This window comes from Rhizobium lentis (genome assembly GCF_017352135.1).
Classification (GTDB): Bacteria; Pseudomonadota; Alphaproteobacteria; order Rhizobiales; family Rhizobiaceae; genus Rhizobium; species Rhizobium lentis.
The window spans coordinates 1,524,129-1,544,218 of sequence record NZ_CP071454.1 but is presented as its reverse complement, the minus strand read 5'-3'; the positions used below and the strand labels follow the sequence as shown (position 1 = coordinate 1,544,218).

20 protein-coding genes are annotated in these 20,090 nt (G+C 62.4%); 16 read left to right on the top strand and 4 right to left on the bottom strand.

The annotated features are described in order from the left end of the window. The first annotated feature begins 5 nt into the window (after nt 1-5). Genes J0663_RS07405 through lpdA form a run of 7 tightly spaced genes read left to right on the top strand, consistent with a single transcriptional unit; the run spans nt 6 to nt 5,740 of the window. Nucleotides 6-314, top strand: coding sequence for a YciI family protein (locus J0663_RS07405; protein WP_207243779.1), 309 nt, complete (start codon nt 6-8; stop codon nt 312-314). Nucleotides 315-353: 39 nt separating this feature from the next. Continuing rightward, the gene (odhB, locus tag J0663_RS07400; protein ID WP_207243778.1) at nt 354-1,610 is read left to right on the top strand and encodes a 2-oxoglutarate dehydrogenase complex dihydrolipoyllysine-residue succinyltransferase; all 1,257 of its coding nucleotides are present in this window, start codon (nt 354-356) and stop codon (nt 1,608-1,610) included. An 11-nt stretch (nt 1,611-1,621) separates the two neighbouring features. Continuing rightward, the gene (locus J0663_RS07395) at nt 1,622-2,371 is read left to right on the top strand and encodes a DUF4241 domain-containing protein (protein ID WP_207243777.1); all 750 of its coding nucleotides are present in this window, start codon (nt 1,622-1,624) and stop codon (nt 2,369-2,371) included. After that, entirely contained in the window at nt 2,368-2,898 is a 531-nt protein-coding gene (locus J0663_RS07390; protein WP_207243776.1) for a hypothetical protein, read from the top strand. Before J0663_RS07395 ends, J0663_RS07390 begins: the two co-directional genes overlap by 4 nt. Continuing rightward, complete coding sequence (locus J0663_RS07385; RefSeq protein WP_207243775.1) at nt 2,895-3,647, top strand: SDR family oxidoreductase; 753 nt, start codon at nt 2,895-2,897, stop codon at nt 3,645-3,647. The genes J0663_RS07390 and J0663_RS07385 overlap by 4 nt, the downstream gene beginning before the upstream one ends. A gap of 22 nt (nt 3,648-3,669) precedes the next feature. Beyond that, complete coding sequence (locus J0663_RS07380) at nt 3,670-4,308, top strand: LysE family transporter (protein WP_207243774.1); 639 nt, start codon at nt 3,670-3,672, stop codon at nt 4,306-4,308. Nucleotides 4,309-4,333: 25 nt separating this feature from the next. Then, nucleotides 4,334-5,740: a dihydrolipoyl dehydrogenase gene (lpdA, locus tag J0663_RS07375; protein WP_207243773.1), complete on the top strand. Its 1,407-nt coding sequence runs from the start codon at nt 4,334-4,336 to the stop codon at nt 5,738-5,740. 190 nt (nt 5,741-5,930) lie between these two features. Here lpdA and J0663_RS07370 read toward each other — a convergent pair whose 3' ends face one another. Both J0663_RS07370 and J0663_RS07365 read right to left on the bottom strand, forming a co-directional pair. Continuing rightward, complete coding sequence (locus J0663_RS07370) at nt 5,931-7,007, bottom strand: TraB/GumN family protein (RefSeq protein WP_207243772.1); 1,077 nt, start codon at nt 7,005-7,007, stop codon at nt 5,931-5,933. Nucleotides 7,008-7,157: 150 nt separating this feature from the next. Continuing rightward, entirely contained in the window at nt 7,158-8,093 is a 936-nt protein-coding gene (locus tag J0663_RS07365; protein ID WP_207243771.1) for a tyrosine recombinase XerC, read from the bottom strand. A gap of 139 nt (nt 8,094-8,232) precedes the next feature. Here J0663_RS07365 and J0663_RS07360 point away from each other — a divergent pair, with 139 nt between their 5' ends. Next, nucleotides 8,233-9,183 carry a GNAT family N-acetyltransferase gene (locus tag J0663_RS07360; RefSeq protein WP_207243770.1) on the top strand — a complete coding sequence of 317 codons (951 nt, stop codon included), beginning with the start codon at nt 8,233-8,235 and terminating at the stop codon, nt 9,181-9,183. 9 nt (nt 9,184-9,192) lie between these two features. On the opposite strand, the gene J0663_RS07355 is transcribed toward J0663_RS07360, so the two are convergent. Continuing rightward, entirely contained in the window at nt 9,193-10,824 is a 1,632-nt protein-coding gene (locus tag J0663_RS07355) for a GMC family oxidoreductase (RefSeq protein WP_207243769.1), read from the bottom strand. Beyond that, entirely contained in the window at nt 10,821-11,753 is a 933-nt protein-coding gene (locus J0663_RS07350) for a dihydrodipicolinate synthase family protein (RefSeq protein WP_207243768.1), read from the bottom strand. The genes J0663_RS07355 and J0663_RS07350 overlap by 4 nt, the downstream gene beginning before the upstream one ends. A gap of 189 nt (nt 11,754-11,942) precedes the next feature. On the opposite strand from J0663_RS07350, the gene J0663_RS07345 reads away from it, so the two are divergent. From J0663_RS07345 to J0663_RS07310, 8 genes are all read left to right on the top strand, one after another. Then, nucleotides 11,943-14,159 carry a primosomal protein N' gene (locus J0663_RS07345; protein WP_207243767.1) on the top strand — a complete coding sequence of 739 codons (2,217 nt, stop codon included), beginning with the start codon at nt 11,943-11,945 and terminating at the stop codon, nt 14,157-14,159. A gap of 113 nt (nt 14,160-14,272) precedes the next feature. Beyond that, a complete protein-coding gene (locus J0663_RS07340) occupies nt 14,273-14,662 on the top strand; it encodes an AGROH133_08824 family phage infection protein (protein ID WP_207243766.1) in 390 nt (129 codons plus the stop codon). A 255-nt stretch (nt 14,663-14,917) separates the two neighbouring features. After that, nucleotides 14,918-15,484: a F0F1 ATP synthase subunit delta gene (locus tag J0663_RS07335; RefSeq protein WP_085779690.1), complete on the top strand. Its 567-nt coding sequence runs from the start codon at nt 14,918-14,920 to the stop codon at nt 15,482-15,484. Continuing rightward, nucleotides 15,484-17,013: a F0F1 ATP synthase subunit alpha gene (atpA, locus tag J0663_RS07330; protein ID WP_008527976.1), complete on the top strand. Its 1,530-nt coding sequence runs from the start codon at nt 15,484-15,486 to the stop codon at nt 17,011-17,013. Before J0663_RS07335 ends, atpA begins: the two co-directional genes overlap by 1 nt. A 26-nt stretch (nt 17,014-17,039) precedes the next feature. Continuing rightward, entirely contained in the window at nt 17,040-17,924 is an 885-nt protein-coding gene (locus J0663_RS07325; protein ID WP_207243765.1) for a F0F1 ATP synthase subunit gamma, read from the top strand. A 22-nt stretch (nt 17,925-17,946) separates the two neighbouring features. Continuing rightward, entirely contained in the window at nt 17,947-19,374 is a 1,428-nt protein-coding gene (gene atpD, locus J0663_RS07320) for a F0F1 ATP synthase subunit beta (RefSeq protein WP_207243764.1), read from the top strand. Further along, a complete protein-coding gene (locus J0663_RS07315; protein WP_207243763.1) occupies nt 19,374-19,613 on the top strand; it encodes a hypothetical protein in 240 nt (79 codons plus the stop codon). The genes atpD and J0663_RS07315 overlap by 1 nt, the downstream gene beginning before the upstream one ends. Next, nucleotides 19,613-20,020 carry a F0F1 ATP synthase subunit epsilon gene (locus tag J0663_RS07310; RefSeq protein WP_207243762.1) on the top strand — a complete coding sequence of 136 codons (408 nt, stop codon included), beginning with the start codon at nt 19,613-19,615 and terminating at the stop codon, nt 20,018-20,020. The genes J0663_RS07315 and J0663_RS07310 overlap by 1 nt, the downstream gene beginning before the upstream one ends. The last annotated feature ends 70 nt before the right edge of the window (nt 20,021-20,090 follow it).

The window sequence follows — 20,090 nt, the reverse complement described above, 5'->3', positions numbered from 1 at the left end:
GCGCAATGGCTTATTTCTTTCTGAGACTGCTGCCGCCGCGCCCAACTTTTCCGCATGACGGAACGGGGGAGGAAATGGCGGCGATGAAACGCCATGTCGAATACTGGCATCGGCACGCCCTTGCGGGATCGGCAATCATCGTCGGCCCCGTATTCGAGGGTGAAGGCGCCTTCGGCATGGCAGTCGTCGAGGTCGAGGATCGGGCGGCGGCGCAGGCTCTTGCCGACGGCGATCCGATCGTCACTTCCGGCTTCGGTTTCCGCTTCGATGTCTTGCCGATGCCCTCGATCATTTTGCGGCCGCCCGCCGTCTGAAACGCATAAACGAAAACACACGAAATCAGGATTTGAATAATGGCCACAGAAATCCGCGTTCCAACTCTCGGTGAATCCGTCAGCGAGGCAACCGTCGGCACCTGGTTCAAGAAGGTCGGCGACGCCATCAAGGCCGATGAGCCAATTCTGGAGCTCGAAACCGACAAGGTGACCATCGAAGTTCCCGCCCCCACCTCCGGCACGCTCTCGGAAATCGTCGCTGCCGCCGGTGAAACAGTCGGCCTCGGCGCATTGCTCGGCCAGATCGCCGAAGGTGCAGCCGCCGCCGCCGCTCCGGCTGCCGCTGCACCGGCCGCCGCTCCCGCCCAGCCGGCTCCGGCCGCTGCCGCCCAGCCGGCTGCCGTCGCTGCTGCGTCGTCGAGCGCCTCCGTCTCCACTATGCCGCCGGCCCCGGCGGCCTCGAAGATGCTTGCCGAAAACAACCTTTCCGCCGATCAGGTCGACGGCAGCGGCAAGCGCGGGCAGGTGCTGAAGGGCGATGTCATTGCCGCCGTCGCCAGGGGTATTTCCGCTCCGGCAGCCGCACCCGCTGCAGCGCCTGTGGCTGCACGCGGCCCGTCGACGGTCGAGGACGCCTCCCGCGAAGAGCGCGTGAAGATGACGCGCCTGCGCCAGACGATTGCCAAGCGCCTCAAGGACGCGCAGAACACTGCCGCCATGCTGACCACCTATAACGAGGTGGACATGAAGGCGGTCATGGACCTGCGCAACAAGTACAAGGACGTTTTCGAGAAGAAGCACGGCGTCAAGCTCGGCTTCATGGGCTTCTTCACCAAGGCCGTGACGCATGCCCTCAAGGAACTTCCGGCTGTTAATGCCGAGATCGACGGCACCGACATCATCTACAAGAACTACTGCCATATCGGCGTCGCCGTCGGTACCGACAAGGGCCTGGTGGTTCCGATCGTGCGTGACGCCGACCAGATGTCGATCGCCGAGATCGAAAAGGAAATCGGCCGCCTCGGCAAGGCAGCCCGCGACGGCCAGCTTTCGATGGCCGACATGCAGGGCGGCACCTTCACCATCTCGAATGGCGGCGTCTACGGCTCGCTGATGTCGTCGCCCATCCTCAACGCCCCGCAGTCCGGCATCCTCGGCATGCACAAGATCCAGGAGCGGCCGGTCGCGATCGGCGGCCAGGTGGTCATCCGCCCGATGATGTATCTGGCACTGTCCTACGATCACCGCATCGTCGACGGCAAGGAAGCGGTCACCTTCCTCGTGCGCGTCAAGGAGAGCCTCGAGGATCCGGAACGTCTGGTTCTCGATCTCTAAGGGAGCTTTCGATGCGGAACCGGATCATGCAAGCGGCGCGCCTCCTTCTTTGCGCTGCCGCAGCGCATGCCCCGGTCTCCGTCGCGGCCGCCGGCTGGGATGTCAGCAAAGCGAGCAGTAATTTCGAGCTGGTCGCGCTCGGCGACACCGAGCTCTCGGGACGGTCGATCGGCGTGATCCACATGGGCAAGGTGGAACTGACCTCGGGTCGCATCGTCGCGGCCGATCCGCTCGCCCAGCCGGATCGTCCGGCCCTCGCAAAGACGGTCGCACCGGGGGAATACCCGGTCACGCTCTACCAGGCCTTCGGGCGCATTGCCGCCGCCGGCATGCGCTTTGCCGAGGGTAAGCCGGATCACTGGGAGCTTGCCGTCCTGCCCGGCCAGGATCCGGCGACGCTGAAGGACGGCGAGATCTTCGGCTATCCCGTCGATGCCGGCGTCGGCTGCTACATGGATGCCGATACGCTGGCGCGGATCGACGAGCGTCAAGCGCAGGTCCAGGCGCAGAAACCGGATGCCGACATCAATTATTACGACGACGTGCTGGCTTCGGACCTCGATGCCAACAAGGGCCACTATGCGCTGCACCGGCCGGTCGCCGGCAAGAAGGGCAATGTTGCGGTGTTCTGGAGCGGCTGGGGCGATGGGTTCTATCCGGTCTTCTGGGGGCTCGACAAGGATGGCAGGCCGCTGGTGCTGCTGACGGATTTCGGCGTGGTCAAGAATGCCGACGGGCGGAGAGAGCCGACGGGACAATGAGCACAGGAATCGGCATCGTGACAGGACGGAAGGGCGTGGCCGCAATCGCAATCGCGACGTTTTTCGCCATGCCTGCTGTCACCTTCGGCGCCGAGTGCAAGCAGGAACGGGCCGTCTACGTCGACCGCGACGGCGCCTACGAACTGCGCTTCGCGCCGCTGAATTCTCCCTCGGCTGCCGCCAGCAACCAGTTCAAGATCAGCGCGCTCAAGACATCCGTCATCATGGAAGGTTATGTCATGCCATCGGAAGATCCGGTGCGCGCGATCGGCATCCTGATGTTCAACTGCCCCGAGGGCGACGCGACCGGTGCCGATCTCGACGCCTGCACGGTGTGGCAGGGCGCCGTCTATGGCATGAATGCCAAAGGCGAGATCGACAATCTGCAGCCGGAAGGCGCAGAGGCCGCCGAAAAGCTCATGCTTCCCGGCCTCGGTCCCGCCATTCGCGAATCGAGCGCCTGGGGCAATGGCAAGGCTTCCGTGGCGCCCTGGGATGTGTTGACCTTGAAGGAGTGCGCGACATGAGTGATGCACCTGTTCTTCTCGTGACCGGCGGAAGCCGGGGCATCGGCGCCGCCGTCGCGCGGCTCGCCGCGCGCCAGGGCTGGCGCGTCGCGGTAAATTACGCTTCGAGCCGAAAGGCGGCGGAGGCCGTCGTCACGGCGATCACCGAGGCCGGCGGCGAAGCGGTGGCGATCGAGGGAGACGTCGGCAAGGCTTCCGATATCATCTCGATGTTTGCTGCCGTCGATCGCCATTTCGGCCGGCTGGACGGGCTCGTCAACAACGCTGGTGTCGTCGACTTTCCGCAGCGGGTCGACGAGATGTCGGCGGAGCGGATCGAACGAATGCTGCGCATCAATGTGACCGGCTCTATCCTTTGTGCGGGAGAAGCCGTGCGTCGCATGTCGAGCCGACATGGCGGGCGGGGCGGGGCGATCGTCAATGTCTCTTCGATGGCGGCGGTTCTGGGTTCAGCGGCGCAGTATGTCGACTATGCCGCCTCGAAGGCGGCCATCGATACGCTGACGATCGGACTTGCGCGCGAGGTCGCTGCCGAGGGCATCCGCGTCAATGCCATCCGCCCCGGCATCATCGAAACCGACCTGCATGCCTCGGGCGGGCTGCCGGACCGGGCGCGCGAGATGGCATCATCGATCCCGATGCAGCGCGCGGGGACTGCCGAGGAGGTGGCGGACGCGATCCTCTATCTCCTGTCTTCTTCCGCCTCTTATGTCACGGGAACAATCCTCAACGTGAGCGGCGGCCGCTAGAGCGACAGGACGAAACACAGCAATGTCTTACATGTTCGAATTTCTCGGCCTGATGGCCGTCTTCTCGATCTTCATTGTCGCGCCGGGCGCCGATTTTGCTGTCATTCTGCGCCAGAGCATCGTTCATGGGCGCCGTGCCGCCATTATGCCCGGGCTCGGCATGGGCATCTCGCTGCTCTTCCATGTCAGCTATACGATCCTCGGCCTCGGACTCATCGTGTCGCAATCACTGATGCTGTTTGCGACGATCAAATGGGCGGGCGTCGCCTATCTCGTTTATCTCGGCATCAACTCGTTCCGCGAGCCGGGCTTCAAAGTGCGCGAGATCGAGGTGGCGGCCGAAAGGCGCCAGCCGGTCTCGGTGCTGAAATGCCTTGGCATGGGCTTCATCACCAATGCGCTGAACCCGAAGCCGGTGCTGTTCTTCCTGTCCCTGTTTTCGACGCTGGTGCATCACGACACCCCGGCGCTGATCCAATTCTCCTACGGCATCGGCATGGCGACGGCGCTCGTCGCCTGGTTTGCCGGCGTCTCCTATTTCTTCACGGTCAAGGCGATCCGTGACCGCTTCATCGCCAGCGGCAAATGGTTCAACCGCATCACCGGCGCCGCACTTGTTGGCTTCGGCTTCCGCCTCGCGCTCGCACGCGCGGCCGATTAAACGAAAATCCAAAGGGAAAAAAGCAATGTCTTACGATGTGATCATTATCGGAACCGGCCCGGGCGGCTACGTTTGCGCCGTCAAGGCGGCCCAGCTCGGCCTCAAGGTCGCCGTCGTCGAAAAGCGGGCGACCTATGGCGGCACCTGCCTCAACGTCGGCTGCATTCCGTCGAAGGCGCTGCTGCATGCTTCCGAAATGTTCCATCAGGCCGGTCACGGACTGGGCGCGCTCGGGATCGATGTTCCGGCCCCGACGCTCAACCTTGGCAATATGATGGCGCACAAGGATGCGACGGTGAAGGCAAATGTCGACGGCGTCGCCTTCCTCTTCAAGAAGAACAAGATCGATGCCATCAAGGGCACCGGCAAGATCGTCTCGGCCGGCAAGGTTTCCGTCACTGCCGAGGACGGCACAGTGCAGGAGATCGAGGGCAAGAATATCGTGATCGCCACCGGTTCCGACGTCGCCGGCATTCCCGGTGTGCACGTCGAGATCGATGAGAAAACCATCATTTCCTCCACCGGCGGCATTGCGCTGGAGAAGGTGCCGGAAACGCTGATCGTCGTCGGCGGCGGCGTCATCGGCCTCGAACTCGGCTCGGTCTGGTCGCGCCTCGGCGCCAAGGTCACCGTCGTCGAATATCTCGACACCATCCTCGGCGGCATGGACGGCGAAGTCTCCAAGCAGTTCCAGCGCATGCTCGCCAAGCAGGGCATCGATTTCAATCTCAGCGCCAAGGTGACCGGCGTCGAAAAGGGCGACAAGGGCGCCAAGGTCACCTTCGAGCCGGTCAAGGGCGGCGAGAAGATGACGCTCGAGGCCGAAGTCGTGCTGATCGCCACCGGCCGCAAGCCCTACACATCGGGCCTCGGGCTAGAAGAAGCCGGTGTGGCGCTCGACAATCGCGGCCGCGTCGAGATCGACGACCACTTCAAGACCAATGTCGCCGGCATCTATGCGATCGGCGACGTGGTCAAGGGCCCGATGCTGGCGCACAAGGCGGAAGACGAGGGTGTGGCGCTCGCTGAAATCCTCGCCGGCCAGCATGGCCATGTGAACTACGAGGTCGTTCCGAGCGTCGTTTACACACAGCCGGAAATCGCTTCGGTCGGCAAGACCGAGGAAGAGCTGAAGGCGGCAGGCGTCGCCTACAAGGTCGGAAAGTTTCCATTCACCGCAAACGGCCGCGCTCGTGCGATGCTCGCGACCGACGGCTTCGTCAAGATCCTCGCCGATAAGGAGACCGACCGGGTGCTCGGCGGCCATATCGTCGGCTTCGGCGCCGGCGAGATGATCCACGAGATCGCCGTGCTGATGGAATTCGGCGGCTCTTCCGAAGATCTCGGCCGCACCTGCCACGCCCATCCGACGATGTCGGAAGCCGTAAAGGAGGCCGCGCTCGCGACCTTCTTCAAGCCGATCCATATGTAAAACTTGCATTTTTCGTAATGAAGCGCGCAGCCGCTTGCCGGAAGGCAAGCGGCTGTTCTACTTGGTATCGCCGAGTCCGGGATGCCACGGAGATCAGGAATTCAGCAGCCGTCCGTCATGCGTTACAGTCTCAGTCTGTTGGAAAAGCGATGTGTTGCGCCGCATGTCGCTTGGCTGATTGCCGACAGGTTCAGTTCACCGCGTTGACGGTAAAGCCCTGCTTGCGCAGCAGTTCGATAACGCCGTCCTTACCGGGCAGATGCAGGGCGCCGACGGCCATGAAGACGTTGCCGCCGTCGAGAATGGGCGCCGCGCGCTCGGCCATCAGCTTGTTGCGGTCGAGGATGACACGTTGTTCGAAGGCGGCGTAGTCGCTGGTTTCGCCTTCGCCTTCCGGCGTTAGGGTCTTCAGCATCGGCATGGTCATGGCGATATCGCCGGAGAGATAGAGATCGGTCATCGTTTCGACGACGTCGTTCATCTTGTCGCCGAGTTCCAGCGTTTCGATCAGCGACTTTAGATGGAATTCGATCGGCAGGTCGGCCATGGCCTGGATTTGCTCGGCAAGGGTTTCCAGTCCCTTGACTGTTTTGCCTTCGGCAGCAGCATCGGCCGCGATCTTCTGGTCGAGGAATTTCACGCCTTTCGCCTTGCGGGCGATCTCGCAAGCCGGGAGGGCAACGGCGCTCGAGATCATCCAGGGCCGCATGCGGGAGACGGCGCCGAGCGGAATGCCGCGCTGCTTGAGGCCGGCTTCGAGGCGCTTGTAATCCTCGGGCGAGAGCAGCTTGTCGATCGTCGTGCCGTCGGTGAACATCGTCAGTTCGGGCCTTGCGAGCAGGGCGGCGGTGGCTTTGCGCTCATCGAGGATCTCGTCGGATTCGATGATGATCGTATCGGCGCCGTCGTGGGCGGCCTGGGCGCGCGGCGGCAGGGCCAGCACGCGTGGATCGGTGACATGCATGCTGCCGAGCAGCCAGGAGGGGGCAAGTCCCGACTTTTCGATCTTCCAGAAAATGCCCTGGCCGTTCGGCGTCGCCTCGGCTTCCTTGACCGCCGCGGCATAGCGGGTTGGGTCGTTCTGCTGCAGCTCGACCACCAGGTTGCGGCCGGTGCAGGACTCGTCGGCGGCCATTGCCGGTCGAGCAGTCAAAAGGGCGGCAAACAGGGCCGCGAGAAGCAGCATGTGAAAGGCTGCGATCAGCCAGAGCAGCAGATTGCCCGGCGCCATGAGATGAAACGTCCGGCGGCCGATTGATATCGTCATGATGCGTGTTCCCATCACAGGCCTTGTAAGCTTCATGCTCTACCCCCGGCTTGCGCATATTCGCTTAAGAGAATGCGTTAACGAAAGATTGAAGCTGTCGTACCGCTTGTCGTCGCCTCAAAACCGTTGCGCACCTTTGGGCGAGATGCATTACGCGCGCGGATGCGCCCTATCATACACCTCAAGCAAGCGCGACGCATCGACGCCGGTATAGACCTGCGTTGTGGAAAGGCTGGCATGGCCGAGCAATTCCTGAATCGTCCGCAGATCGCCACCGCCGGCAAGCAGGTGCGTGGCGAAGGAGTGGCGCAATGCATGTGGCGTTGCCGTCTCCGGCAGGCCGAGGGCGCTCCGCATCTTCTGCATGCTGCGCTGGATGATCGCCGGCTGCAGCTTGCCGCCGCGGGCGCCGCGAAACAGCGGCTCGCTGCTTTCAAGATCGTAGGGGCAGAGCGCGCGGTATTTTTCGACCGCGTCGAGAACCACTGAGAGCAGCGGCACCAACCGTGTCTTGTTGCCCTTGCCGGTGATGCGCAGCGTCGTCGCGCCGTTCGGCAGGTCGGAAGGAATGAGATCGAGGGCTTCGGAGATGCGTAGGCCACAGCCGTAGAGCAGCGTCAAGACCGCAGCATCGCGCGCGGCGATCCACGGTTCGTCATGGAGCTGAGCCTCGTTGCTGACGACGGTGATCGCCTGCGTGTCCGACAGCGGCTTGGGCAGCGATTTCGGCTGCTTCGGCGAGCGTATGGCGCCGGCGCCGGCGGCATTGACCAGGCCCTTCTTTTCAAGATGACGCAGCAGCGAGCGCAGGCCCGCAAGATTGCGGCCGAGCGAGCGGGCGCCGGAGCCCTGTTTGCGCCGGGCCGCGAGAAAGGCGCGGAAATCGGCAGGGCGCAATTCCCGGATATCGCCGAGCGTCGCGGGCCCGGCGAGGTGGCCGGTGAGGAAGGTCAGGAACTGGCGGGTGTCACGCTCATAGGCATCGAGCGTGTGCTCGGAAAGGCGACGCTCGCGAGCGAGGTTTTCGAGCCACGCGGCGCGTTCCGCCATCAGGCGCGGATCGGCGATAACCAATAGTTCGTTCACGTCACGGCCTTGAATTTGCCCCTAAGGTCGCCAATCTTGAAACGGGAACGGTTATGGAATTGCTAATGCCGGCCAAGGCTTTGTCATCCTTCGATCATATTGTACTGCGATAGCTTCTAGCCCATAGACAGGATCTTTCATGGCACGGCGCGACTCCATGACGGCTTTCGGACAGCTCGCGGAAGCGATCGCTCTCGTTTCACAGGGAAAGCCAGGTCATATCGTCGATACGCTGATTGCCGAACGCGGCCGGAGGATCGTCAAGAATCCGCTTTGGCCGGTCATGCGACCTTTCCTCTATACGCTTTTGCGCTACAACAAGGCGATCGAATTCGCCAACGCGGTTGCCAATATGCCGGGCTTCCAATCGTTCGAATATCTGAGTGACGTGCTCAAACTCGACATCGGCATAACCCATGGCGAACGCATTCCCGATACAGGCGGCTTCATCCTCGTCAGCAACCACCCGACCGGCATTGCCGACGGTGTTGCCGTCTTCGATCTCCTGAAAGCGCGCCGGCCGGATATGATGTTCTTTGCCAATCGCGATGCGATCCGTGTCAATCCGCGCTTTGCGGAGATGATCATTCCTGTCGAATGGCGGGAGGAGCACAAGAGCAAGCTCAAGGCGCGCGAGACGCTGCAACTGACAAATCATGCGGTGAGGGAAGGCAAGGCGACGGTGCTTTTTCCCTCGGGCCGCATCGCCTATTGGGCGAACGGCCGGCTGAACGAACGCCCCTGGAAGACCTCGGCCGTCGGGCTGGCGCGCAAATATAATCTGCCGATCCTGCCCGTGCATATGACGGCGCGCAATTCCGGCCTGTTCTATTGGCTGGCGAAATGGTCGACGGAGCTTCGCGACATGACCGTGTTTCACGAGCTCTTGAACAAACGCGGCGACCGCTTCGATTTCGTCATCGGCAATCTCATCCCCGCCGAACATCTGGACGGCGACCTAAACGAGGTGACGAAGGCGCTGGAGAAACATACGGTGCACGACATGGCAGCCGATGGCGACGCGACCTTCGTGCCGGCCGGTCTACCGGCTGCGGTCGTGCGTCCCGAGATTCCGGTTGTCGCCGTTTAGACATCTTCGTCAGCTTGACCGGTGATCTGCGGCGATCATGCTCGCGGCCTTCGATCCGATCGCCATGGCCGGGGCGTTGGTGTTGCCCGACGGAATGAAAGGGATGATCGAGCAATCGATCACCCTCAGCCCATCCACGCCGCGCACGCGCAACCTGCCGTCGACGACCGACATCGGATCACTCTGCGGCCCCATCCTCAAGCTGCCGGAAGGATGGTAGTTGGTCTTGACCGTCTGCCCGGCGAATTTCGCCAGCGACTGCTCATCCTGAAGCGACCGTCCCGGCAGAATCTCCTCGGCGATCTTGCCCTTGAAGGGTTCGGTTTCCAGAAGCCGGCGCGCCGTCTTCAACGAGGCGAGGGTCAGGCGCAGATCCTCGGGATCGCCGAAGAAATTGCAATCGACCAGTGGCTGGTCGGCCGGATTGGCCGAGCGTAGCCTGACACTGCCGCGCGCCTTCGGCCTCAGCAGGCAGGAGGTGAACGTCACCCCGTACGTCGGCTTTGCCGATGAGACGTCGCGGTCGAGATAGACGATCGGCGCGCAATAGAGCTGGATCGTCGGACGCTCGCCGCCATCGGGGTCGTAGAACAGGCAGGCTTCGATGCCGGTCGTGGTGACAGGGCCGGAATTGAACAGCAGATATTGCAGGCCGTTGCGGATCATCGGCCAGCCACGGTCCTCGCCGAAATAGCCGGATTTCGACTTCGTCGAGGCGATGACCGGCACCTCGTGATGGTCCTGGAGATTGGCGCCGACGCCGGGAAGATCGGCGACAACGGCAATGCCGTGCTCGCGAAGATGGTCGGCCGCGCCGATGCCTGAAAGCATCATCAGCTTGGCGCTGTTGTAAGTGCCGGCCGCGACAAGCACCTCGCGGTTGGCCGACGCCCTCTGGCTCTCGCCATTGCTGGTGTAGGCGACGCCGACGGCGCGGCCGTTTTCGACAAGAATACGATCGACCCGCGCCTGCGTGACGATCGTAAGCCTGGTGTCGCCCGCGAGCGGATCGAGAAACGCCTTCTTGGCGTCCGATCGCGCGATCCGCCTGCCCCACTGCGCGAAAGTATGCTGCATAATGCCGACGCCGTTCTGCCGGACGCCGTTGAAGTCAGGATTGTAGGGATGGCCGAGCCCTTGCGCCGCCAGGATGAAATCCTCGGTCGTATCGGAGATATGGCGCGGCTCGGAAACTCTGAGATCGCCGGAAATGCCGTGATACCGGTCGTTGAAACGGCTGTTGGCTTCAATATCCTTGAAGTGTGGGAGCATGTCCCCGTAGGACCATTCCCTTTCGTTGCCGAGATAGGCGGCCCAGCCGTCGTAATCCTCTTTCTGGCCGCGCATATAGACCATGGCGTTGACGGCGCTGCCACCACCAAGTGCTTTTGCGACGGGGACGATGGGGCCGCGTCCTCCGAGCAGGGGCTGCGGTGCCGTATGGTGCATTTCGAGAAAATCGTCGCGGGCGAGATATTTCATGTAGCCGGCGGGAAAGGACATCAGCCGCGCGGTATCACGCGGTCCGCGCTCGATGATCAGCACCGAAAAACCGAAATCGCGCACCAGGCGCATGGCCGCAACGCATGCGGCGGATCCACCGCCGGCGATGATGAAATCGTAACTCTTGCCGGCCGTCATGCGCCGATCTCCTTGAGGCGGATGGCCTGGCGCGCCAGCAGCCGCTCGACATCGCCAATATCGAGCGTGGAAAGTTTGGCGCCCGGCTTGCGCAGCGCGGCGGATTTGATCACGCCGCGTTTGGCAAGGACATATTTGCGGCAGGCGAGGCCGATGCCCTGCTGCTGTTCATAGCGGGCGAGCGGCAGGTATGCGTCGAAGATCTCATGGGCGCGATCTGGATTGCCGGCAGCATGGGCCTCGACGACGTCGACCATCATCTCCGGATAGCAGAAGCCGGTCATGGCGCCGTCTGCGCCGCGCCCCATCTCTTCGGGCAGGAAGAGTCCGCCATTGCCGCAGAGGATCGAGATGCGCCGCATGGCGCCCTTGTCGCTGGCGGCGCGAAGCGCTGTGATTTTTGCAAGACCAGGCCAATCCTCGTGCTTCAGCATGACGCAATTGGGAACAGCGTTGACGATGCGCTCGATGACACCAAGCGCGATCGTCACATTGGTGGTGAGCGGATAGTCCTGCAGCACGAAGGGGGTGTCATCAAGCGCCTCGCCGACCGTCTGGTAGAAGGCGAAGGCCTGGTCATCGGTCCTGACGGTCCAGGGCGGCGCGACCATGACGCCGGCGGCCCCCGCGCCCATGACGGCTTCGGCGAGTTCGCGCATCGGCGCAAGCCCCGGCGCCGATACGCCGACGACAACCGGAAGGCGCCCGTCGAGGCGCTTCAGCACGCGCTCGACCACCAGGCGCGATTCCTCGGCGGTCAGTTTCGGCGCTTCGCCGAGCTGGCCGAGCACCGTCAGGCCGGTGACGCCGGCGCCCTCGTAGAAATCGACCATGCTGTCGATGCTGGCAAGATCGAGCGCACCGTCGTCGGTAAAGGGTGTTACGGCAATCACATAGACGCCCTTGGCATCTTCGGTTAGTCGGGCCATTTCGTATCTCTCCGATCCAGCGATCGATTAAATCGTCCGGCAATCTATGCGCTCGACCGCTCGCCCAGCAACCCTTTCGTCAGCGTGCGGCCAATCTTGGCAAACCTTCGTCATCCACGTCCGCCGCCAGGCGCGCATCTGCGTGTTTGCGGTTCCAATTCCAATGATTTGCGGGCATGGTCTGCCGCGATGAGCACAGATTCGTCCGATCTTTTTGGCGCGCTTTTCGAGGCGCCGCCCGCGAACCGAACGGTTCCGGTGCTGGTGCCGATGCCGGCGCCGAAGCCTTATTCTTATTCCGTGCCGGAGGGTATGGCGGTCGCGCCGGGCTCGGTCGTGCAGGTGCCGCTCGGGCCGCGGCAGGTGATCGGCGTCGTCTGGGACGGCGGCGAGGATGGCGTCGATCCGAAGAAGCTCAGGCCGATCAGCCATGTGTTCGACTGCCCACCGCTTACCAAGGAAATGCGGGATTTCATCGACTGGGTGGCGGCCTATACGCTCTCGCCGCCCGGCCTCGTCGCCCGCATGGCACTGAGGGCGCCGAACGCTTTCGAGCCGGAGCCGATGGTGGAAGGGCTGAAACTCGTCGGCGGCCGACCGGAGCGGATGACGCCGGCGCGCGCCCGGGTGCTCGATGCCGCCTCCAACGGCTTGTCCTGGACGCGCAGCGGTCTGGCGCATGCGGCAGGGGTGTCGACGAGCGTCGTCGACGGGCTGATCACGCTCGGTATCTTCGAGACGGTGTTCCTGCCGCCTCCGCCGGTCGTGGCGCTGCCGGATCCCGAATTTGCCGCTGCCCGTCTCGAAGGGCCGCAGAAAGACGCTGCCGAAGAGATTCTCGGCGACGTGCGCAAGGGCGAATTCTCGGTGTCGCTGATCGACGGGGTGACCGGATCTGGCAAGACGGAGGTGTATTTCGAGGCGATCGCCGAGACGCTGAGGCGCGGCAGGCAGGTGCTTATCCTGCTGCCGGAGATTGCGCTGACGGCAAGTTTCCTGGATCGCTTTCAGGATCGCTTCGGCGCGAAGCCGGCCGAATGGCATTCCGACCTCGCGCCGCGCATGCGCGAGAAAGTCTGGCGCCAGGCGGTGACCGGCGAGGTGCGCGTCGTGGCGGGTGCGCGCTCGGCGCTCTTCCTGCCCTTCGAGGATCTCGGCCTCATCATCGTCGACGAGGAGCACGATCCTGCCTACAAACAGGAGGACCGCGTCTTCTACAATGCCCGTGACATGGCAGTGGTGCGCGGCCGCATCGGCGATTTTCCCGTCATCCTGGTTTCGGCGACGCCATCGGTCGAAAGCCAGGTCAATGGACAGAGCGGACGCTACACTACGGTGCATCTGCCGACGCGGTTCGGTGACGCCGCGCTGCCGGACCTGCATCTCGTCGATATGCGCAGGCACGCGCCGGAGCGGGGCGGCTTCCTGTCGCCGGTCTTGATCAGGGCGGTTGGCAAGACGGTGGAAAGGCGCGAACAGGCGCTGCTCTTTCTCAACCGGCGTGGTTATGCGCCGCTGACGCTCTGCCGGGTGTGCGGCCACCGTTTCCAGTGCCCGCAATGTTCGAGCTGGCTGGTGGAGCACCGCTTCCGCAAGCAGCTGCAATGCCACCAATGCGGCCATGCCGAACGCACCCCGGAGGCCTGCCCGGAATGCGGCACGCTCGACCATCTCGTCGCCTGCGGACCGGGTGTCGAACGCATCGCCGAAGAGGTGGAACGGCATTTCCCCGAGGCGCGGACCATCGTTCTCTCTTCGGATATCATGGGCGGGGTGAAACGGCTGCGGCTGGAACTGGAAGCGATCGCCAAGGGCGAGGCGGATATCGTCATCGGCACCCAGCTCGTCGCCAAGGGGCACAATTTTCCGCTGATGACGCTGGTCGGCATCGTCGACGCCGACCTCGGCCTTGCCAATGGCGATCCGCGCGCGGCGGAGCGCACCTTCCAGCTTCTGTCGCAGGTGACCGGCCGCGCCGGACGCACCGGCCTCAAGAGCCACGGGCTGCTGCAGACATACCAGCCGCAGCATCCCGTCATGCAAGCCATCGTATCAGGCGATTCCGACGCCTTCTACGAGCGCGAGATTACTGAACGCGAACGCGCGGCACTTCCCCCCTTCGGCAGACTCGCCTCGATCATCGTTTCGGCCGAAACCCGCCATGACGCTGAAAACCATGCGCGCGGCATGCGCAATGCCGCGCCGCAGGTGTCAGGCATCTCCGTGCTCGGCCCAGCGGAAGCGCCGCTCGCACTGGTGCGCGGCCGCCACCGCTTCCGCCTTCTGGTGCACGGGCGGCGGAACTCGGACATGCAGGGTTTCCTGCGGGCGATGCTGTCGCAATCGCCGAAGGAGCGCGGATCGGTGCAGGTGCAGCTCGACATCGATCCGCAGAGTTTTCTCTAGCTACCAGCCGGCTATGGATTGCCAGCGGCCCGCTTTTCTGGCCACTCCGCCATTTCCTCCCTTTTCGACCCGTGCCATAAAACAGCGATTCACGAGTGATTTGGGGGCGGTGCATGGAGTTCTATTTTCCGACCGAGTTTGGCGAGCAGCTGGCGTTCTGCTCTGCAGCCTTCACGGCGCTGGCGGGCTTCCTCATGATGTTCGCACCGGGCCACGCCCTGCGCCTTCTCGGCCTGCAGGCGCGGGAGGGACGGCCGGAAGGTTTTGGAGAAGCGCGCTCGATGGGCGGTTTCTATCTCGGCTTCGGCGCTTCGGCCATCATGCTCGCCCAGAACTGGATCTACATGGCGCTCGGCGCTTCCTTTGTCATGGCCGCCTTTGCTCGTGTCATCTCGATCCTGTCCGATAAGGGGAGTAACATCGTCAACTATTTACTCCTGGTTGTGCACATCGCCCTGGCGGCATTGCCGCTGCTATATGTTTTCGGCTTCTTCCAGGCGTGAATTTCGCTGCCGGCGGGCGGCCTCTCCGGCCTGCTTCCAAGTCATTGCGCAATTTTGCGGACAGAAATTCATGTGAAAGGCGTATTCGGGCATTACGCGTGTTGCGAGTCCGAACATCCTATGTTAGACGGACCCCGAATTTCGGAAGAAGCAAGAGGCTTCTCTTGTGATTTCTGGGGGAAATCAAAACGAATTCAAGGTCATAGGTTCGGCGCCCGCCGAGAGCCGGATTTTGGATTGAAATCAGGGAAATTTGTGCCAGTGGCAGACACGTCCCAGCTTACTTCTGGTGTTGCAGAGCGCTATGCCTCGTCGCTTTTCGAGCTGGCGCTCGAAGAGGGTGCCGTCGCTACCGTAACTGCAGACCTTGACCGTTTCCAGGCGATGCTGGATGAGAGCGATGATTTGAAGCGTTTCATCCTGAGCCCCGTTTTCTCTGCCGAGGACCAGCTGAAGGCGATCGTCGCCATCAGTGAAAAGGCCGGTATCTCGGGCTTCTTCGCCAACTTCCTGAAGGTCGTGGCGCGCAACCGCCGCCTCTTCGCCCTGCCGGGCATGATCAAGGCCTTCCGCCTGATCGCCGCCAATCATCGCGGCGAAATTTCTGCCGAGGTCACCTCGGCCCATGCTCTCTCCGCAGAGCAGGAAAATGAATTGAAGGCGGCGCTGAAGGGCGTCACCGGCAAAGACGTGGCAATTGCTGTCACGGTTGATCCGTCAATTCTTGGTGGTCTGATCGTCAAGGTCGGGTCCCGTCAGATTGATACGTCTCTTCGTACCAAACTCTCTACCCTTAAGCTTGCATTGAAAGAGGTCGGCTGATGGATATCCGCGCCGCGGAAATTTCCGCAATTCTCAAAGACCAGATCAAAAATTTCGGCAAAGAGGCAGAAGTCTCGGAAGTCGGCCAGGTTCTCTCCGTCGGTGACGGTATCGCTCGCGTTTACGGTCTGGACAATGTTCAGGCTGGTGAAATGGTCGAGTTCCCCGGCGGCATCCGCGGCATGGCCCTGAACCTTGAATCTGACAACGTTGGTGTCGTTATTTTCGGCTCCGACCGCGACATCAAGGAAGGTGACACCGTCAAGCGCACCGGCGCCATCGTCGACGTGCCGGTCGGTCCGGAGCTGCTTGGCCGCGTCGTCGACGCTCTCGGCAACCCGATCGACGGCAAGGGCCCGATCAACGCGACCCGCCGTGCGCGCGTCGACGTCAAGGCCCCGGGCATCATTCCGCGCAAGTCGGTTCATGAGCCGATGTCGACCGGCCTCAAGGCCATCGACGCCCTGATCCCGGTCGGTCGCGGCCAGCGCGAGCTCGTTATCGGCGACCGCCAGACTGGCAAGACCGCGATCCTGCTCGACACCTTCCTGAACCAGAAGCCGATTCATGACAACGGTCCCGACAACGATAAGCTCTACTGCGTTTACGTCGCCGTCGGCCAGAAGCGTTCCACGGTTGCCCAGTTCGTCAAGGTTCTCGAAGAGCGCGGCGCCCTGAAGTACTCGATCATCGTCGCCGCTACGGCCTCCGATCCGGCTCCGATGCAGTTCCTCGCTCCGTTCGCAGGCTGCGCAATGGGCGAATATTTCCGCGACAACGCTCAGCATGCCCTGATCGGCTATGACGACCTGTCCAAGCAGGCTGTCGCCTATCGTCAGATGTCGCTGCTGCTGCGCCGCCCGCCGGGCCGCGAAGCCTATCCGGGCGACGTTTTCTACCTGCACTCGCGTCTCCTCGAGCGCGCTGCAAAGATGAACGACGACAAGGGCGCCGGTTCGCTGACCGCTCTGCCGGTTATCGAAACGCAGGGCAACGACGTTTCGGCCTTCATTCCGACTAACGTGATCTCGATCACCGACGGCCAGATCTTCCTTGAAACCGACCTGTTCTATCAGGGTATCCGCCCGGCTGTTAACGTCGGTCTGTCGGTTTCCCGCGTCGGCTCCTCGGCCCAGATCAAGGCCATGAAGCAGGTTGCCGGTTCGATCAAGGGTGAGCTTGCCCAGTATCGTGAAATGGCCGCCTTCGCCCAGTTCGGTTCGGACCTCGACGCTGCGACGCAGCGCCTCTTGAACCGCGGCGCACGCCTGACTGAGCTCCTGAAGCAGCCGCAGTTCTCGCCGCTGAAGACGGAAGAGCAGGTCGCTGTGATCTTCGCTGGCGTCAACGGCTATCTCGACAAGCTTCCGGTCGCTCAGGTCGGCAAGTTCGAGCAGGGCCTGTTGTCCTATCTGCGTTCGGAAGGCTCTGCCATCCTCGACGCGATCCGCACGGAAAAGGCTATCAGCGACGATACCAGGGGCAAGCTCACCGCTGCTCTCGATAGCTTCGCCAAGTCTTTCCAGTAATCGGGCCTAGTTAGGACGGATAACGGATGCCTTCACTTAAGGATCTGAAAAACCGGATCGCCTCCGTCAAGGCGACGCAGAAGATCACCAAGGCGATGAAGATGGTCGCCGCGGCGAAGCTTCGGCGTGCGCAGGAGGCGGCCGAGGCTGCCCGGCCCTATTCGCAGCGCATGGGTGCGGTTCTGGCGAACATCGCCAAGGCCGTCACCGATGCGGATGGCGCGCCGGCGCTGATGACCGGCACCGGCAAGGACCAGGTCCATCTGCTGGTGGTCTGCACGGCCGAACGCGGTCTTTGCGGCGGCTTCAACTCGCAGATTGCGCGCTTTGCGCGTGACCATGTCCGGAAGCTGCTTGCCGAGGGCAAGACGGTGAAGATCTTCACCGTCGGCAAGAAGGGCTACGACATCCTGCGGCGTGAATACGCGTCGCTGATCATCGAGCGCAAGGAACTGCGCGAAGTCAAGAAGATCGGTTTCGAGAATGCCGACCAGATCGGCAAGCGCGTCATCGAGATGTTCGCTGCCGGCGAGTTCGACGTCTGCACGCTGTTCTACTCCGAATTCAAGTCTGTGATCAGCCAGGTTCCGACCGCGCAGCAGCTCATTCCGGCCAAGGCTCCGGAAGCTGTGGCCGAGGATGCGGAACATGCAGGCGCCGTCTACGAATACGAGCCGGATCCGGCGTCGATCCTCGATGACCTGATCCCGCGCAATATCTCCGTCCAGATCTTCCGCGCTCTCCTGGAGAACGTCGCGGGCGAGATGGGCGCCAAGATGAGCGCGATGGACAATGCGACGCGCAATGCCGGTGAGATGATCAACAAGCTGACGCTGAGCTACAACCGTCAGCGTCAGGCTCAGATCACCAAGGAACTGATTGAAATCATTTCGGGCGCGGAAGCGCTCTGAGTTAGGGAAAGAGGGTAAGAAAATGGCTGAGGCAGCTACCCGCTCTGTCGGCAAAGTCACCCAGGTTATCGGCGCTGTCGTCGACGTTGCTTTCGAAGGCGAACTGCCGGCGATTTTGAACGCGCTTGAAACCGACAACAACGGCAACCGTCTGGTTCTCGAAGTCGCTCAACATCTGGGCGAAAACGAAGTCCGCACGATCGCGATGGACTCGAGCGAAGGTCTCGTTCGCGGCCAGCAGGTCGTCGATACCGGCGCTCCGATCTCGGTTCCGGTCGGCGATGAAACGCTCGGCCGCATCATGAACGTCATCGGCGAGCCGGTCGACGAAGCAGGCCCGCTGAATACCACCCACAAGCGCGCCATCCACCAGGACGCTCCGGCCTATGTCGAGCAGTCCACGGAAGCACAGATCCTCGTCACCGGCATCAAGGTCGTCGACCTTCTCGCTCCCTACGCAAAGGGCGGCAAGATCGGCCTGTTCGGCGGCGCCGGCGTCGGCAAGACCGTTCTCATCATGGAACTGATCAACAACGTCGCCAAGGCGCACGGTGGTTACTCGGTCTTCGCAGGCGTGGGCGAGCGTACCCGCGAAGGCAACGACCTCTATCACGAAATGATCGAATCGGGCGTCAACAAGCATGGCGGCGGCGAAGGCTCCAAAGCAGCGCTCGTTTACGGCCAGATGAACGAACCGCCGGGCGCACGCGCTCGCGTCGCTCTGACCGGTCTGACGGTTGCTGAACACTTCCGCGACCAGGGCCAGGACGTTCTGTTCTTCGTCGACAACATCTTCCGCTTCACCCAGGCAGGTTCGGAAGTGTCGGCTCTGCTCGGCCGTATTCCTTCGGCCGTGGGTTATCAGCCGACGCTCGCAACCGACATGGGTTCGATGCAGGAGCGTATCACCACGACGACGACCGGCTCGATCACCTCGGTCCAGGCCATTTACGTTCCGGCCGACGACTTGACCGACCCGGCGCCGGCAACCTCGTTCGCCCACCTGGACGCAACGACCGTTCTGTCGCGCTCGATCGCCGAAAAGGGCATCTACCCGGCGGTCGACCCGCTCGACTCCACTTCGCGCATGCTCGACCCGATGGTCGTCGGCGAAGAGCACTACGAAGTTGCTCGTAAGGTTCAGTCGACGCTGCAGCGCTACAAGGCCCTGCAGGACATCATCGCCATCCTGGGCATGGACGAACTGTCCGAAGAGGACAAGCTCGCTGTCGCCCGCGCCCGTAAGATCGAGCGCTTCCTGTCGCAGCCGTTCTTTGTTGCCGAGGTCTTCACCGGTTCGCCCGGCAAGCTAGTTGCGCTCGAAGACACGATCAAGGGCTTCAAGGGCCTCGTCAACGGCGAATATGACAACCTGCCGGAAGCTGCCTTCTACATGGTCGGCTCCATCGATGAAGCCATCGAAAAGGCCAAGAAGCTCGCTGCCGCTTGATGGGCGACGCTCAGGACGAGATATTCTGCTGCGCCTCCCTGAAGGGGGTCGTGGCGGAACTTCCGGAGCCGGCCGCGCCGACTGTCTACCGTGCCGATAATGGCGTGATCATGATGGTTGTGGGGCTGGTTCAGACCGAGGAAGGGCTCGGATATCTCGATCAGGCGATACTGCACTGCCCGTTCTGCGGGACCAAATTGCAAGATGCAAAAGCCATAGCCGAGAAGGTAAGTCACTGATGGCTGACAATTTCAACTTTGAGCTCGTTTCGCCGGAGCGCCTGCTCCTGTCGGAGATGGTGACTGAGGTCGTTATTCCCGCGACTGAGGGCGAGATGACCGTCATGGCACATCATGCGCCGACAATGACGACGATCAAGCCCGGCGTCGTGAGCGTGCGGTCGGCTTCCGGCAAGAAGCAGGACTATGTCGTCTTCGGCGGTTTTGCCGATATCCTGCCGACGGGCTGCACGTTGCTGGCCGAGTCTGCCGTACCGGTCGAGGAACTCCATAAGGACGAGCTGACCCGCCGCATTGAGGCTGCTCGCAAGGAACTCGAACATGCCGAGTTGCACGAGCACAAGTCGAAGCTCGAGTATTTCATCATGGAACTGACGCATCTTCGCGGCATCGTCCAGCAGGATTGACCGCGACGAAATGTGATAATGAAGGCGGCCTCGTTAGCCGCCTTTTTTATTTCCGCTGAGTGTTTGAGAA